At 43.4% G+C, this 16,646-nt stretch carries 14 protein-coding genes; 12 read left to right on the forward strand and 2 right to left on the reverse strand.

What is annotated here, in order from left to right; translation table 11 throughout:
- Window positions 1–79: 79 nt before the first annotated feature.
- A complete protein-coding gene (rpoH, locus tag HKX40_RS08305; RefSeq protein ID WP_171589109.1) occupies window positions 80–967 on the forward strand; it encodes an RNA polymerase sigma factor RpoH in 888 nt (295 codons plus the stop codon).
- A gap of 85 nt (window positions 968–1,052) precedes the next feature.
- Here the strand turns inward: rpoH and HKX40_RS08310 are convergent, their stop codons facing one another.
- Window positions 1,053–1,652, reverse strand: a complete 600-nt coding sequence (locus HKX40_RS08310) for an SCO family protein (RefSeq protein ID WP_171589110.1) — start codon at window positions 1,650–1,652, stop codon at window positions 1,053–1,055.
- Between the two features lie 118 nt (window positions 1,653–1,770).
- On the opposite strand from HKX40_RS08310, the gene HKX40_RS08315 reads away from it, so the two are divergent.
- From HKX40_RS08315 to HKX40_RS08340, 6 genes are all read left to right on the forward strand, one after another.
- Entirely contained in the window at window positions 1,771–2,592 is an 822-nt protein-coding gene (locus tag HKX40_RS08315; RefSeq protein ID WP_171589111.1) for an NUDIX hydrolase, read from the forward strand.
- A gap of 97 nt (window positions 2,593–2,689) precedes the next feature.
- A complete protein-coding gene (locus HKX40_RS08320; RefSeq protein ID WP_171589112.1) occupies window positions 2,690–3,172 on the forward strand; it encodes a PhaM family polyhydroxyalkanoate granule multifunctional regulatory protein in 483 nt (160 codons plus the stop codon).
- Between the two features lie 91 nt (window positions 3,173–3,263).
- Window positions 3,264–4,637: a bifunctional UDP-N-acetylglucosamine diphosphorylase/glucosamine-1-phosphate N-acetyltransferase GlmU gene (gene glmU / locus HKX40_RS08325; protein ID WP_171589113.1), complete on the forward strand. Its 1,374-nt coding sequence runs from the start codon at window positions 3,264–3,266 to the stop codon at window positions 4,635–4,637.
- 59 nt (window positions 4,638–4,696) lie between these two features.
- Window positions 4,697–6,115, forward strand: a complete 1,419-nt coding sequence (locus HKX40_RS08330; RefSeq protein WP_171589114.1) for an MFS transporter — start codon at window positions 4,697–4,699, stop codon at window positions 6,113–6,115.
- Window positions 6,116–6,128: 13 nt separating this feature from the next.
- Entirely contained in the window at window positions 6,129–6,818 is a 690-nt protein-coding gene (locus HKX40_RS08335) for a hypothetical protein (protein WP_171589115.1), read from the forward strand.
- Window positions 6,815–7,660, forward strand: a complete 846-nt coding sequence (locus HKX40_RS08340; RefSeq protein ID WP_171589116.1) for a lysophospholipid acyltransferase family protein — start codon at window positions 6,815–6,817, stop codon at window positions 7,658–7,660. Before HKX40_RS08335 ends, HKX40_RS08340 begins: the two co-directional genes overlap by 4 nt.
- A 43-nt stretch (window positions 7,661–7,703) precedes the next feature.
- Here HKX40_RS08340 and dbpA read toward each other — a convergent pair whose 3' ends face one another.
- Window positions 7,704–9,068 carry an ATP-dependent RNA helicase DbpA gene (dbpA, locus tag HKX40_RS08345; protein WP_171589117.1) on the reverse strand — a complete coding sequence of 455 codons (1,365 nt, stop codon included), beginning with the start codon at window positions 9,066–9,068 and terminating at the stop codon, window positions 7,704–7,706.
- A 43-nt stretch (window positions 9,069–9,111) separates the two neighbouring features.
- On the opposite strand from dbpA, the gene HKX40_RS08350 reads away from it, so the two are divergent.
- The 5 genes from HKX40_RS08350 to HKX40_RS08370 all read left to right on the forward strand — a co-directional run bounded on the left by HKX40_RS08350 (window position 9,112) and on the right by HKX40_RS08370 (window position 16,617).
- Window positions 9,112–9,324 (forward strand): hypothetical protein, encoded by a 213-nt coding sequence (locus HKX40_RS08350; protein WP_171589118.1) that lies wholly within the window; start codon window positions 9,112–9,114, stop codon window positions 9,322–9,324.
- Window positions 9,325–9,578: 254 nt separating this feature from the next.
- Window positions 9,579–14,216 (forward strand): glutamate synthase-related protein, encoded by a 4,638-nt coding sequence (locus HKX40_RS08355; RefSeq protein ID WP_216605209.1) that lies wholly within the window; start codon window positions 9,579–9,581, stop codon window positions 14,214–14,216.
- A 12-nt stretch (window positions 14,217–14,228) separates the two neighbouring features.
- The gene (locus HKX40_RS08360) at window positions 14,229–15,695 is read left to right on the forward strand and encodes a glutamate synthase subunit beta (RefSeq protein WP_171589120.1); all 1,467 of its coding nucleotides are present in this window, start codon (window positions 14,229–14,231) and stop codon (window positions 15,693–15,695) included.
- A gap of 308 nt (window positions 15,696–16,003) precedes the next feature.
- On the forward strand, window positions 16,004–16,252 hold the full coding sequence (locus tag HKX40_RS08365) for a type II toxin-antitoxin system HicA family toxin (RefSeq protein WP_171589121.1): 249 nt from the start codon (window positions 16,004–16,006) through the stop codon (window positions 16,250–16,252).
- A complete protein-coding gene (locus HKX40_RS08370; RefSeq protein ID WP_171589122.1) occupies window positions 16,249–16,617 on the forward strand; it encodes a type II toxin-antitoxin system HicB family antitoxin in 369 nt (122 codons plus the stop codon). Before HKX40_RS08365 ends, HKX40_RS08370 begins: the two co-directional genes overlap by 4 nt.
- The last annotated feature ends 29 nt before the right edge of the window (window positions 16,618–16,646 follow it).

The following is a 16,646-nucleotide window of genomic DNA, read 5'->3' on the forward strand; positions in this document are numbered from 1 at the left end:
TCGTGGATAACATTAGCACTCTCTTGACAAGAGTGCTAAAATGCTCTTATAGTAAATTTTTAACCGAGGTAATGCTTTTATGACAAATCAATCACTTGCTGTTCAGCAAAATCTTTCTCTAGCACTGGCTAATCCAGGTGCTATGGGGTCGATTGAGGCTTATATTAGCGCTGTCAACCGTATCCCGGTACTCACTCCAGAACAAGAAAAAGAATTCGCAGAAAGATTACAAAAAGATGGGGATTTAGATGCGGCACGTGCCCTTATCTTGTCTCATCTTCGTTTAGTTGTTTCTATTTCTCGCCAATATTTAGGTTATGGTATCCCTCATGCTGATCTTATCCAAGAGGGTAATATTGGTTTGATGAAAGCCGTTAAGCGTTTTAATGTATCGCATGGTGTTCGCTTAGTATCTTTTGCGGTACATTGGATTAAGGCAGAAATTAATGAATACATTATCCGTAACTGGCGTTTAGTTAAAGTAGCGACAACCAAGGCACAACGTAAATTATTCTTTAACTTACGTAGTATGCGCCCTGATGGGCAGACGCTTGACCCAGAACAGATTGAGGGTATCGCACGTAAACTCAATGTTCGCCCCGAAGATGTCACAGAGATGGAAGTTCGTCTTTCTGGCCGTGACATGGCGTTGGAGTCTTCTGCTGATGATGACGAAGAGTTTGCACCGATTTCTTATTTGTCTGATGAGGGTGAGTTTGAGCCAGGTCATATTATGGCTCAGAACAACCGTTATGCCTTACAGACCCAAGGTATCGCTAATGCTTTAGAGACTTTAGACGAGCGTTCAAGGGATATTATCCAATCACGTTGGTTACAAGATGATGGGCAGAGCAAGACTCTTCAGGAGCTTGCCGCACAGTATGGCGTATCCGCAGAGCGTGTCCGTCAGATTGAGAACGCCGCTATCAAGAAAATGCGCAAGGTATTAGAGGCACAAGAGGCTTAAGGGCGTTCATGTTGTTATTTTTTCCTCTCTTTGGTATTTCTATCAAAGAGAGGATTATTCTTTTTGGGGCAAAATAAATTAAAATTTATTTTGCTAAAAGTGCCCGAATATCCTCTGCCAATAAGGCGGTATCTACATCGCTATAGTACAACAAGCGAGGCTTTCCTGATTTATCCATCACGAATAAATTGGCAGAATGCTCCATCGTATATGTAGTCCCGTTCTGTAAGGGTATTTTTCGAAAAAACACCTTAAACGATTTAGCCATTTGTTTGACTTGCTCCATGCTGCCAGTTATTCCCTCAAAATGAGGCGTACAACTTGCTGGTGTAGCTGTTGAAGGGGGGGTAGAAGCATCTGAAAGCTGTAGACAATCATCAAAATGTGCTAAATAGCGACGTAAAATTTCTGCTGTATCTCGCTCTGGGTCGACAGTGACCATAACAATACGAACCTGTTTGGCTTGTTTTGGTGAAAGCTGCTTAAAAAGTGTAGAAAGAGTTACTAGTGTGGTGGGGCAGATGTCAGGGCATTGGGTAAAACCAAAAAAATAAATTCGAATCAACCCTTGCTGTTGTTTAGCTTGTATCGTTTGCCCTGATAGGTTTTGTGCTTCCCATTGCAATCCGATGGAGCTGTTAGAAATGTCGCTACCATGAAAAGCATAGGTGGAGGAGGACAACACAACCCCCCCTACTATCCTACTTAGTAAGCCAAGCCTTTGTGTGATGGTTTTGCCAGAGAGGCAGAGCCTTTTCATAAGTACATATTCTCGCTAAAATGAACACATTATTTTTTGATGGATGAAATCTGTGCAAACGCTTATTCAACGATTAAAACAACAACTGTTTAATGAAATTCAACAACCGCCTATTGCTGATGCATTGCCACTATATATCAATAGTGTTTTGGTGGGGAGTCTTCACCCTAAGGCTGTTAGCGTAACACAAAACTATCCTTTCTTTTCATTTTCAGCACAAGCCGCTTATATTGATGTGCCTTTGGATGTTTTTGCAGACCGTTCCGTCTTTTTTAATCAACTTGCACAGTATTTAAGAGAGCAGGGGGCTTTGCCTTTTTGGCGCAATGAGCAAGTCAACCTATGGCGAGATGGACAGGTTTTTGCTCATATTGAGCGGACAGCTACTCGTTCTTTGGGACTATTAACACAAGCGATTCATCTTAATGCGTGGACACCAGAGGGAAAAATCTATCTGTCACTGCGAGCACCGACTAAGCAGACTGATCCCAACAAATGGGACACGATAGCAGGAGGGTTGCTCAATGCAGAAGACTCACAAGAAACCGGGCTAGAGAGAGAAACGCTAGAAGAGGCAGGGGTTGCAGCTGAGCATTTGCAACAACGCTCCCCTATTCGGTCTATTGATTTTGTGAGACGACCTTTGCCAGAGGGGTATCAATATGAAGAAGTGTTAGCAAGCGATTGTATACTCCCTTTTGATGTATGTCCGCAAAATATGGATGGAGAGGTCAGTGAGATTGCTACGTTTACCGTGACAGAAGTCTTGGATTTGATGCAACAGGATATGGTAACCAAGGAGGCTATGGTAGTTTTGTTGGATAGTTTGGAGCAACATATCTTCCAGCAGCTGGTTAACAAGTAAAGTCATTTTAAGCAGGTTGACCTTGAGTTTAACGATTTGCTAAGTATTAAAATCATTCAGTATGATGACAAGATAGAGCCAAAGGTAGGAGACTAATATGAGCGATAATCCTTTTAAATTTTTTACTGGTGAGCAACATCAACAACCTTTTTTGGGTAGTTTTGACGCATTTAATAAAATGTGGCAGGAAACCTTGCAAAAGACCTCGTTGAATGCTGCACCTGCGACAGCGACTGTGGAGGATTTGGATAAACAGATTGATGCATTGCGTAATGTAGAAAATTGGTTAAGTCTTAATTTATCGGTTGTCAAAAATACAATTCAAGGTTTAGAACTGCAACGAGCCAATTTACAGTCGTTTCAGGAAATGATGCAAAAGCAGGATATTCTACAAGAGGCAGGGCAACAATGGTGGCGGAGTTTGCAGGAGCAGTTTGCTGGTTTTTTACAGTCATATGAAAAACAGTTGTCCTCAACCGATACAGCCGCTGTAGAGAAGACCGCTGAAAAATCCTCTGTAACACCTTCTGATAAGACAAGTACGAAGCCTAAGCACAAACCAGCCCGCAAAAAAGGTTAAAATGAGAGTTTGCTTTGAATTTCAAGAATCCACTTTTTCTCAACAGAAAGAGGATATGTTTTCATATTGATTTTTTAAAGAGTATTCAGTTATGACGCTCAATATTGTTATTCTCGCTGCTGGTATGGGTAAACGCATGCAGTCTGATTTACCCAAGGTGCTTCATCGTATTGCTGGCAAACCTATGCTTGCACATGTTATTGACAGTGCACGTCAACTCAATCCTGCCAAGATTATTGTGGTGGTCGGACATGGAGCTGATGTGGTTAAGCAGCATTTTGCTACCCAAGAAGATTTGGGTTTTGCCTTACAAATGCCACAGCAAGGCACGGGTCATGCGGTGCAGCAGGCAGTCAGCCAATTAGTGGGCGGAGATAAGCCAGAAGATATGACATTGGTGCTGTACGGCGATGTTCCTTTGGTACAACCAGAGACACTACAAGGTCTGCTATCTCAAGCAGGTACAGGGGTAGGGGTTTTGACTGAAATCCTAGATGACCCCACTGGCTATGGACGTATTGTGCGCAACTCTACTGGACAGGTTTGTCGTATTGTAGAGCATAAAGATGCGACAGACGAAGAGCGTGCCATCCGTGAGGTGAATACAGGTATTTTGTGTGCGCCCACACGTTTACTTAAAGAGTGGCTTACTCGTATTGATAATAATAATGCACAAGGTGAGTATTATTTGACCGATATTATTGGTCTGGCAGTTCATGATGGGGTGGCAGTCAATGCGGCTCATCCAGGTGCAAACTGGGAAACCTTAGGCGTTAATAGTCGTGTCCAACAAGCACAACTAGAGCGATTATGGCAGGCAGAGCAAGCACGCCGTCTTTTAGAAAAAGGGGTGACACTTGCCGATCCTCAGCATTTTATTGTCCGTGGAGAGCTAATTTGTGGGCGAGACGTGTTTATTGATACCGGCTGCGTTTTTGAGGGCAAAGTAGTTCTTGCGGATGGTGTTCATATTGGTCCTCATTGTGTATTACGTAATGTGTCATTAGGTGAAAATACACGAGTTGAAGCATTCTGTCATCTTGAAGAAGCAGCAGCGGAACAAGCAACTGTAATTGGTCCTTATGCTCGTCTACGCCCAGGGGCATCATTGGGAGCATATAGTCATGTGGGTAACTTTGTTGAATTGAAGAAAACCCGTTTGGGTGCTTATAGCAAGGCTAATCACCTGTCTTACTTGGGTGATGCCACTATTGGTGAAAAGGTCAATATTGGTGCTGGTACGATTACATGTAATTATGATGGAGTGAATAAATTCCAAACTGTGATTGAGGATGGTGCTTTTATTGGTTCTGATACGCAGCTAGTAGCACCAGTTACGGTAGGGGCCAATGCTACACTTGGTGCTGGTACGACATTGACTAAAGATGCTCCAGCTGGCAAGTTGACTATCTCGCGTGTCAAGCAGTTTACGATTGAAAATTGGCAACGCCCAGTGAAAAAATAAGGGAATTGATTACAACGGATAAAGTCATTTTATCCGTTTGCGTTTTTTATTAATAAAGAATGGCAATATCCGATAGTATTAAAACTTCTGCGACAAGTACTAATAATCCTGATGTAAAACCTTCTGCACAGGATGGCTTACCTACACCGCAGCGTTATCTGGCAGCATTGACATTGTTGATGGCTATTGCTATTGGGGTTATTGATAGTAGTATTACTAATATCGGTTTGCCAACGATTAGTCGTGAATTAGGCATTAAGCCATCATCTGCCGTTTGGATTATTAACGCATATACCATTACGATTATTGCCACATTACTTCCTTTTGCAGCACTGGCAGAGCAAATAGGCTTTAAACGATTATTGCGTATTGGGTTTGTGGTGTTCATGTGTGGAGCGATTGGTAGTATGTTTGCCGATTCACTCGCTCATCTCATTACAACTCGAGTTATTCAGGGCTTGGGATGCTCTGCCTTGATGTCGTTATTTGGTGGTTTAGTGCGTAATATTTATCCTCGTCGTCAGCTGGCAACAGGAATTAGTCTAAATGCCATGACTGTGGGGGCAGCAGCCTTGATTAGCCCATCATTAGGAGCATTTATCATTTCCATTGCTTCATGGCATTGGATTTATGGGTTTACCATTCCGCTATGTATTATTGCACTCTTTTTAACGGTTTATGTGCCTCGTGTTAAGCGTATTGAGAAAAAATTTGACTATATCAGTGCTGTTCTTAACACATTAACATTGGGCGGCTTTGTGGTGGCTCTGGATCTGGCCTTTAACCGTCCGTGGTTGAGTGTAGTATTTATCAGTGTTTCTTTTGGTGCTGGTTATTTATTGTATCGGCGAGCATCAACACAAAACATGCCTCTTGTGCCTGTTGATTTGCTCAAAATATTGTCTTTTAGAGATGCAGTGCTTGTGTCTTCCATGAGTTTTGCCTCAGCATCATTAATCATGATTTCTGCCCCCTTTTATTTTCAGGCAGGATTGCAGATGAGTCCAAAAACAGTAGGTTTGTTGTTTAGTTCTTGGCCTGTAGCAACCTTAATTACCGCTCCTGTGGCAGGTCGGTTATCAAATAAATATCCTGCCTCTGTACTGGCAGGCTTGGGGAACTTGCTGATGTGTTTAAGTTCTCTGTGTTTGCTATTAGTGCCAGAGGATAGTCCGCCATTTTGGTTTGGGATATGTCTGTTTGGTGCTGGTATGGGGTTTGGTTTTTTTCAAACACCCAATAACAAGGCAATTTTGCTTTCTGCTCCAGAACACCGAGCCAGTGCGACTGGTGGCATGCAGTCGACGGCAAGGTTATTCGGTCAATGCACAGGTGCCGCCCTGGTCGCATTATGCTTTAGCATTAGCCATGACCATGGTCATTATTATGGCATTATGGTGGGCTGTATTGTGATTGGTTGTGGAAGCCTGGTTAACCTCACCCGTTATATTCGTAAAACCGATGTGGCGGTACTATAGGGAGGAAGTAGATATGGCTAGATTAGCTCGTCTTTATGCACCAGATACTACACAGTTAGTTCAGGCAAGATTGCTTCCTCATATTGCACAACAGGCAGAAGTGCAAGCAATGAAACCGCAGATTGCACGATGGCTAGAGCAAGCTAGCGGTCACTACCGTTTGCCGATACATGCATGGTCAATGACACAGGACAGTATTTATCTATTGAGTACGCCTCGGGAACCACGATCTATCTCACAAGTTGTTCAAGCTATAGGAAGACATCTTGCCTCTAGTCTCAAGCAAGGAGCAGTATTTGCTTCTCGCTATCGTTCTTGTTTGGTAGAATCAGGAGATTATTTATTGGCTTGTATGATTTGGTTAGAAATTTATGTACACCAACAGGAGGGTATTTCTCATCCTGATAGGTTACCGTGGTCATCGGCAGGGATGCATACAGGAAGACTTTATCAAGACATTGCTTGGATTACAGACCATGAGACCTATTGGAGACTTGGCAATACGCCATTTGAGCGTCAAGCGCGTTATCGGCAGTTGTGTGAAGATGGACTAAGTCATGCCATGAGTTATAAAATTCAATCAATATTACAAGGACAGTGGGCGTTGGGGACGGAGGAGTTTATCGCTACTATGTCAGAAGTGGCTAGTCGTCGAGTCATGCCGGGGCAAAAAGGGCGTCCACGTAAGGAAGATAATAAATGATAGTAATATTAAAATTATGGGCTTTGTTGCCATTGCGGTGGGTGCAGTCTGTAGGTAGAGTATTGGGGTTGTTGGTATTTTATCTTTCTCCTCGTTATGGTCAGCGTATCCGTAAGCATGCCAACCAAGCAGGTTATACACAAGCTAGTTTTCATCGTGAGGCTGCAAAGCAAATCGGGGCAATGTTTGCGGAAATCCCCAAGGTTTGGTTTGATGGAGCGAATTGTTTATCCAAGACACGAGTAGCAAACCCTGAATACTTGGATAATTTACGTCAAAATAAAGAGCAAAGTGTAATCTTTATTACGCCTCACTTGGGGTGTTTTGAAATCTGTGCCCGTTATTTGGCTCAGCAAAAACCTATTACTGTGATGTACCGAAAAGCACGGAGAGAGTTTTTTGAGCCAGTGATGAAAACGGCTCGAGATGATTCTGGTTTGGAGTCTGTGCCTGCAGATTTTTCTGGTGTACGAGGCTTTATTAAAACATTACGCCAAGGCGGAGATATAGGGTTACTTCCAGACCAAGTGCCAGCATCAGCAGATGGGGAGTGGGTAACATTTTTTGATCGTATGGCTTATACCATTACATTGCCAGGAAAGTTGGTGTCTTTGACCAAGGCCAAGATTGTAATGGTAGCAGGGATTCGTTTGCCTCACGGAGAGGGGTGGGAGTTAATCTTTAAAGATGGTCCCAATCTTGATGGATTAGATAGTCAAGAGCAGGCACAGGCGATGAATCATGCTCTGGAGGATTTGATTCGCTTGGCACCAACACAGTATTTGTGGAGTTATAACCGCTATAAAGTACCTAAATTGGCGCCGCCGATGCCTGAGGAGTGATGGGCTAGCTAGTAAAAAAGAGGGGTTCCTTTACGGCACTGTATTACATAAACCGCATCAACCACTGCTTGCCTTTGATATTGGTTTGGCGTAAGCGAGTGATAACCTCTTCAGCTAAGTCTCTTTCTATGGCAACAAAACTCACAAAATCATAGATATTAATCTTGCCTACTGCACTACCGGGATAACCGAGGTCCTTGGTGATTGCTCCGAGAATATCACCTGCACGCAATTTATTTTTCTTGCCACCACGAATGCAGATAGTGAGCATGGGAGCAATTAATGGTTTTTGTTTGCCACGAGTAGGTAACTCTAGCCATTCTACCGGTAAATCAACATTCTGCGTAATACGCTCGGCACGGTACATCTCTTTATCTGTGACCAGATTTAACGCCAAGCCTTTGGCTTCTTTTCGACCTGTGCGACCGATACGATGGATATGAGTGGCAACATTAGGGGTAAGTTCGATATTGATAATGGCATCAAGGCTATCAATATCAAGACCGCGTGCTGCAACATCGGTTGCGACTAACACAGAGCAAGAGCGATTGATAAATTGCACGAGTACGTCTTCACGGTCTCGTTGCTCCATATCGCCGTGTAGGACAAGACTTTTAATCCCTTGTGCATTAAGATAATCCGCAAGAGCCTCACACTGAGCTTTTGTATTACAAAAAGCCAATGTGGACGTAGGGCGATAGTGTTTTAGTAGATGGACACAATCCCCAAAACGTGTTTCATCACTGGTTTTAAAAAAGAGGTGGTCAAGATTACGATTAACTGCTTCTGGCCCTGTTTCCACTACAACGGGGTTGCGTTGGAATCCTTCGCTCATTTTGAGGATATGTTCTGGGTAGGTTGCTGAGAAAAAGAGCGTTTGTTTACGCAAAGGAGTGGCTTGAGAAATCTCCCCTATGTCTTCAAAAAAGCCCATATCCATCATGCGGTCAGCTTCATCCAAAACAAAAACTTTAATTTGGCTGAGGTCTAGGTGCTGTCCCCTCACCAAGTCTAGTATGCGTCCTGGTGTGCCTACAATAATATGTGCTCCATGTTTAAGGGATTCGATTTGTGGTTTAAGTGCACTACCTCCACAAAGCGTAAGAACTTTAATATTCGCTAAAGGACGAGCCAACTTGCGGATTTGTTGTGCCACCTGATCGGCTAATTCGCGAGTAGGGCAGAGGACGATACCTTGAGCACCAAAAAAACGAGGATTGATTTTTTGCATAATCCCTAGCCCAAACGCTAAGGTTTTGCCACTGCCAGTTTCTGCCTGCCCACGTACATCTTTCCCTTCTAAAATAGCAGGAAGACTCATGGCTTGGATAGGACGCATTTGAGTGTAGCCTAGTTCTTTGAGATTATGCAGTTGCTCGGGAGAGAGAGGGAGTGTTGCAAAGTCCATAATGTTGTATCAATGTTGATTGTTGAGTACAGGTTATTTTAACATGGTGCGCAAACGTCCATTCGGAAGTTTGCGCACCATGATTTCTCCACTTCGTCGCAGAGCTCCTCAGACATATCAAGCACAAAACCGTACGCAGGTACGCTTTTGTGTCATGATTTCTCCACTTCGTCGCAGAGCTCCTCAGACATATCAAGCACAAAACCGTACACAGGTACGCTTTTGTGTCATGATATGTCCCCAATTAAATAAATAAAAAGTGTTTAAACAAAATAATAGTGTCTGTCCCTATTTATTCTTGTTGCACTATTAGTAAAATAACAGTATGCTTGATAGGTTCAAAAATATTCTTGCCATTTTTTAGGGAAACACGTTATGCGCAAGCCAATTCAACTATCAAAAGAAGTCGTTATCGATGCTTCTGCCATCGGTCATCGTCCTACCTGTACCTCGCAGGCTAAGCCTGCCGTTTACCGCCAACCAGAGAGTCAAGGCCTCTATGACAAAGAGATGGAGCATGATGCCTGTGGTGTGGGGTTTGTGGCAAATATTAAAGGTAAAAAAAGCCACACTATTATCCAACAAGGTCTTAAAATCTTGGAGAATCTTGACCACCGCGGAGCTGTTGGTGCAGATAAGCTAATGGGTGACGGTGCAGGTATCCTTATTCAGATTCCTGATGCTCTCTATCGCGAAGAGATGGCAAAACAAGGTGTGACACTTCCTCCAGAGGGTGAGTATGGTGTTGTCATGGTGTTCTTGCCTAAAGAGATGGCCTCTCGTCTTGCTTGTGAGCGTGAGTTAGAGCGTTCTGTTCGCGATGAAGGTCAAGTGCTGCTGGGTTGGCGCGATGTACCTGTCAATCACGAGATGGAGATGTCGCCAGCGGTACGCGAAGTTGAACCCGTGATTCGTCAGCTTTTCATTGGTCGTGGTCCAGATGTGATGGTGCCTGATGCGTTGGAGCGTAAATTATATGTAATCCGTAAGGCAGCAAGTCATGCCATTCAAAAGATGGATTTAGCGCATAGCAAAGAATACTACGTGCCATCAGCTTCTGTACGCACAGTAGTGTACAAAGGTTTATTGTTGGCAGACCAAGTGGGTCTTTACTATAAGGACCTGGCTGACCCACGTACGGTATCAGCATTGGCTTTAGTTCACCAACGTTTCTCTACCAATACTTTCCCTGCATGGCCATTGGCGCACCCATACCGTATGATTGCACATAATGGTGAGATTAATACCGTTAAGGGTAACTTTAACTGGTTGCGTGCTCGTGAGGGTATGATGGAGTCGCCTGTACTTGGTGATGATTTGCCTAAACTTTATCCTATCGTGTATGAGGGCCAATCAGATACAGCGACATTTGATAATTGTCTTGAATTGATGGTAAATGCTGGTTATTCGCTAGCACATGCCATGATGATGATGATCCCTGAGGCGTGGGAGCAACACACCTTTATGGATGAAAACCGTCGAGCATTCTACGAATATAACGCGGCCAAGCTAGAACCGTGGGATGGTCCTGCTGCCGTATGTTTTACCGATGGTCGTCAAATCGGTGCAACACTTGACCGTAATGGTCTACGTCCTGCGCGCTACGTGGTAACTGATGATGAGATGGTGATTCTTGCTTCAGAAGCTGGTACTCTCACGGTTCCTGAAAGCCGTATCGTCAAAAAATGGCGTTTACAGCCTGGTAAGATGTTGCTTATCGACCTTGAGCAAGGTCGTATTATCGGTGATGAGGAAATCAAGAGTCAGCTTGCTAATAGTCGCCCTTATAGCCAATGGCTCAAACGTTTACGCGTCAAGTTAGATGAGTTGGATGCTCCACTTGATAGCAAATCCTTGCCAGTCTTTAACTCGAGTGCTTCTTTACTTGATCGCCAACAAGCTTTTGGCTGGACACAAGAAGACTTGAAATTTGTACTAGACCCGATGTTCCAAAAAGGAGAAGAAGCTATCGGTTCTATGGGTAATGATGCACCTGTTGCTGTGTTATCTAACAAGTCTAAACCGTTCTACAACTACTTCCGTCAACTGTTTGCGCAAGTAACTAACCCACCGATTGACCCTATTCGTGAGCAGTTGGTGATGTCGTTGGTATCGTTCATCGGTCCTAAACCAAACCTTTTAGACATTAATAACGTTAACCCTCCTCAACGTATCGAAGTTAGTCAACCTATTCTTGATGTAGAGGGTATGCGTCGCTTGCGTGAGATTGAGCGCTATACCGACCATAAATTCCGTAGCTTTGAGCTAGATATTACCTACCCAGTTGCCTGGGGGGTAGAGGGTATTGAGGCAAGTGTTGCTTCTTTATGTGCCCGTGCAGTGGATGCGGTTAAGAGTGGTAGTAATATTTTGATTTTGACAGACCGCCGTGTTGATGCACAACATGTGGCTATTCCTGCTTTGTTGGCCACTTCGGCTATTCACCAGCACTTAATCCGTTCTGGTCTACGGACCAATACCGGTCTTGTGGTTGAGACAGGTTCTGCACGTGAAGTTCACCATTTTGCTTTATTAGGTGGTTATGGTGCAGAGGCTATCCATCCATACCTTGTTTTTGAAACAATCAATAACTTGGATTCTATAGAGGATAAGAATAAAGCGACCTACAACTTTATTAAGGCAATTGGTAAAGGCTTAAATAAAGTGATGTCGAAGATGGGTATTTCGACCTATATGTCATATACTGGTGCTCAAATTTTTGAGGCAGTGGGTTTGCGTAAAGACCTTATCCAAAAATACTTCACCGGTACACCAAGCAATATTGAGGGTCTAGGCATTTTTGAAGTGGCAGAAGAAGCTATTCGTGCCCATAAAGCAGCCTTTGGTGCAGACCCTGTATTGGCAGATAATTTAGATGCTGGTGGCGACTATGCTTTCCGTATTCGTGGTGAGCAGCACATGTGGACGCCCGATTCGATTGCTAAGTTACAGCACTCTACACGTTCTAATAGCTACAACACTTACAAAGAATATGCACAGTTGATTAATGATCAATCTAAGCGTCATATGACTTTGCGCGGCTTATTTGAGTTCAAGATTGATCCAGCCAAGGCAATTCCTCTTGATCAAGTAGAGCCCGCCAAAGAAATCGTTAAACGTTTTGCCACTGGTGCGATGTCACTCGGTTCTATTTCGACTGAGGCCCATGCCGTACTAGCCGTCGCTATGAACCGTATTGGAGGTAAATCTAATACAGGTGAGGGTGGTGAAGATGAGCTGCGCTACCGTGAAGAAATGCGTACCGGATCTAGTGGTATCAAGAAAGGTGATACATTAGCCTCTGTACTTGGAGCAGAGCGTATTATGGCAGATGTGGCCTTGGATAAAGGTGACTCACTTCGTTCTAAGATTAAACAAGTGGCATCAGGTCGTTTTGGTGTCAGTGCAGAATACCTAAGCAGTGCAGACCAAATCCAAATTAAGATGGCACAGGGTGCTAAACCAGGTGAGGGTGGTCAATTACCAGGTCATAAAGTATCTGAATATATCGCTAAATTGCGTTATTCTGTACCAGGTGTTGGTCTTATTTCTCCACCGCCTCATCACGATATTTATTCGATTGAGGATTTGGCACAGCTTATCCATGACTTGAAGAATGTTAATCCACGTGCCTCTATCTCTGTGAAGCTTGTATCAGAGGTTGGTGTAGGTACTGTGGCTGCAGGTGTGGCTAAAGCGAAGTCAGATCATATTGTGATTGCAGGTCATGATGGAGGGACAGGTGCTTCGCCTATTTCTTCTATCAAACATGCTGGTACGCCTTGGGAGTTAGGTTTATCAGAAGCACAACAGACTCTCGTACTCAATCGTTTACGTAGCCGTGTACGCTTGCAAGCAGATGGTCAAATGAAGACTGGTCGTGACGTTGTCATTGGTGCATTGCTTGGTGCCGATGAGTTTGGTTTTGCTACAGCACCACTAGTAGTTGAGGGTTGTATCATGATGCGTAAGTGTCACTTGAATACTTGCCCAGTCGGTGTTGCTACACAAGACCCTGTTTTACGTGCCAAATTTGCAGGCAAACCTGAATATGTGGTGAACTTCTTCTTCTTTGTGGCAGAAGAAGTGCGTGAAATCATGGCACAACTCGGTATTCGTAAGTTTGATGAACTTATCGGTCGCACGGATTTATTAGATATGCGAGCTGGTGTAGAGCATTGGAAAGCCAAAGGTCTTGATTTCTCTCGTGTATTCTACTCTCCTGATGTCGATACTGGTCGTTATCATACAGAAGATCAAGATCATGGTCTTGCTAATGCTTTGGATAACCATCTCATTGAACGCAGTAAAGCAGCGATTGAACGTGGAGAAAAGGTTTCCTTTATTCAAGGTGTACGTAACCGTAACCGTACAGTGGGTGCCATGCTATCAGGTGCAGTAGCACGTAAATATGGTCATGAAGGTTTACCTGATGATACTATCCATATTCAATTTAATGGTACAGCAGGTCAAAGTTATGCAGCTTTCTTAGCACATGGCATTACTTTTGAGCTTGTGGGTGAGGGCAATGACTACGTTGGAAAGGGCTTATCAGGTGGTCGTATTATTATCCGTCAACCTAGCGATTTCCGAGGTTTTAGTCCAGACCATATCATTGCGGGTAATACCGTGTTGTACGGTGCTTTATCAGGAGAAGCCTTCTTTAACGGTGTGGCTGGTGAGCGTTTTGCTGTACGTAACTCTGGTGCTTCTGCTGTGGTCGAGGGTACTGGTGACCATGGTTGTGAGTATATGACTGGCGGTACTGTAGTTGTGCTTGGTAAGACAGGTCGTAACTTTGCTGCTGGTATGTCAGGTGGTGTAGCGTACGTTTGGGATCCAGAGGGAGACTTTGAGCAACGTTGCAATACTAGTATGGTTTCACTTGAGAAAGTTGAATCTCATGCTACTCAAACTAAACGTGGTCAAATTGAACAATGGCACTCCGTTGAGCGTGGTGGTGAACGTGAAACCGACGAAAAGATTCTTCGGCGTTTGGTAGAAGATCATCATCGTCATACAGGTAGTGAGCGTGCTGCAGCATTGCTTGCGGATTGGGAAACTGCACGCAAACAATTTGTGAAGGTCATTCCTAATGACTATCGTCGTGCATTAATAGAATTGTGGCAAGCTAAACAAGCAGCGTAAGGAATAGGTATCATGGGAAAAATTACTGGTTTTTTAGAGTTTGAACGTGTTTCAGAAACATATGAAGCACCTGCTGCACGTGTAAAACACTACAAAGAGTTTGTGCTTGCACTTGATGATAAACAGGCACAGCAACAAGGTGCTCGTTGCATGGATTGCGGTATCCCATTTTGCAATAATGGGTGTCCAGTCAATAATATCATTCCTGATTGGAATGACCTTGTATACAAGCAACAATGGGAAAAAGCGTTGAATACTTTACATTCAACCAATAATTTCCCAGAGTTTACCGGTCGTATCTGCCCAGCCCCTTGTGAGGCAGCCTGTACCTTGAATATCAATAATATGCCTGTAGGAATCAAGTCCATTGAGCATGCGATTATTGATAAGGGTTGGGAGAAAGGTTGGGTTGTTCCCAAAGTGCCTCTCAAACGCACAGGTAAGCGTGTAGCAGTGATTGGTTCTGGCCCATCAGGTTTGGCTGCATCTCAACAATTAGCAAGAGCAGGTCATAGCGTAGTGTTATTTGAGAAGAATAACCGCATCGGTGGTTTATTGCGTTATGGTATCCCTGATTTTAAATTGGATAAAAGCCTGATTGACCGCCGTATCCTTCAGATGGAAGCCGAGGGTGTGGAGTTCCGTACATCGACTTATGTAGGCAATAAAGGTGACAAAGTTGAAGATGGTTTGACGATTGTGACTTTTGAAGAGCTGGATAAAGAGTTTGATGCGATTGTAATGGCAGGTGGTTCAGAGACCCCACGAGATTTACCTATCCCCGGCCGTGATTTAGAGGGTGTGTATTTTGCAATGCAATTCTTGACGCAACAGAATCGTGAGAATGCAGGTGATCGCATCAAGGAGAAAATCTCAGCCAAAGATAAGCATGTTGTTGTGATTGGTGGTGGTGATACAGGCTCAGACTGTGTCGGTACAAGTAATCGCCAAGGTGCTGCTTCTGTAATTCAAATCGAATTAATGCCTAAGTTACCAGAGCATGAGAACAAAGCATTAACATGGCCATACTGGCCAGCTAAATTGCGTACTTCTTCATCTCATGAAGAGGGTTGCGAGCGTGAGTGGTCTATTTTGACCAAGTCTTTTGAAGGTAAAAAAGGTAAACTTCAAAAAATTATTGCTGCTCGTGTCGAGTGGGTGCGTGATGAAGTGAGTGGTCAAATGAAAATGCAGGAAGTACCAAACTCTGAGTTTGAAATTAAGGCAGATTTGGTTTTCTTGGCTATGGGCTTTGTTCATCCAGTAGCTGCTGTACTTGAGGCGGCAGGGGTAGAAAAAGATGCACGAGGCAATGTCAAAGCCAATACGGATAATTACCAAACTTCCGTGCCTAAAGTATTTGCTGCTGGCGATATGCGTCGTGGACAATCACTTGTGGTATGGGCAATCCGTGAGGGACGTCAATGTGCAAGAGCCGTGGATGAGTTCTTAATGGGAAGTAGCTTATTGCCGCGTTAATTAAGGTGAAAGGACTAATGAAAAGCTATCTTCTCATTAGCCTTGCAATCATCGCAACATACATAATCCCTGTCAGTTGAATTAATCAGCTGGCAGGGATTATTGTTATCAATGCACAAGAGTTTCTTTAAACACAAGGTCGAGATTGGATAGATAACGCAAAAGACTTTTTGTTGTCTGTCAAGAATGATTGAATGTTTTTATCCATGAGGAATTATCTGAATGGCTTTTTGTAGTCGTTAAAGGAATAATGGTTTTTACCTTGAAACTTAATTCTTTTGCAACTATAATTAGTTACTGGATGGCTTATGAGTAAATTAGAAAAACTTTTGCTGAAGCTTCAACAAACAAGGACGACGATTGAGTGGCGGGAGATTGTTTCTTTACTTGTAATGCTGGGTTATGAGAAAAAAGAAATGTCAGGCTCACGGGTACGATTTTATCACCATGGAACAAAACATCTGATTTTATTGCGTCGTCCTCATCCTGAGAGTTATCTTAAGGGAGGGGCGTTGAGGGCTATCAGAGATGCATTAGTTGCGGAGGGTTACTTATGAAGATGATGGAATATAAGGGATATATAGGTACTATAGAAGCTGATTTTGAGCAGGATATGCTGTTTGGTAAATTAGCCTATATTCGTGATGTTGTTACCTACGAGGCACATACAGTAGCTGATTTACAAAAGGCCTTTGAGGAGTCAGTAGACGAATATTTATCCTCTTGTGCAGAGTTACATAAAAAACCTGATAAACCTTTTAAAGGTTCATTTAATGTGCGTATAGGAGAGGAGTTGCACAGACAGGCTTCTCTGGCAGCTCTTTTGTACTGGTATGGTTTTTTTGGACAGTCAAAAAGGTCAATAGACCTGACTAGATTGATAATATTGTTGATTAAATTCCATCGGAGTCAAATTCTTTAACACAGAACTTGGTCTTCGATGGTTATAGA

It is taken from the genome of Pelistega europaea, from assembly GCF_013133775.1.
GTDB lineage: Bacteria > Pseudomonadota > Gammaproteobacteria > Burkholderiales > Burkholderiaceae_B > Taylorella > Taylorella europaea.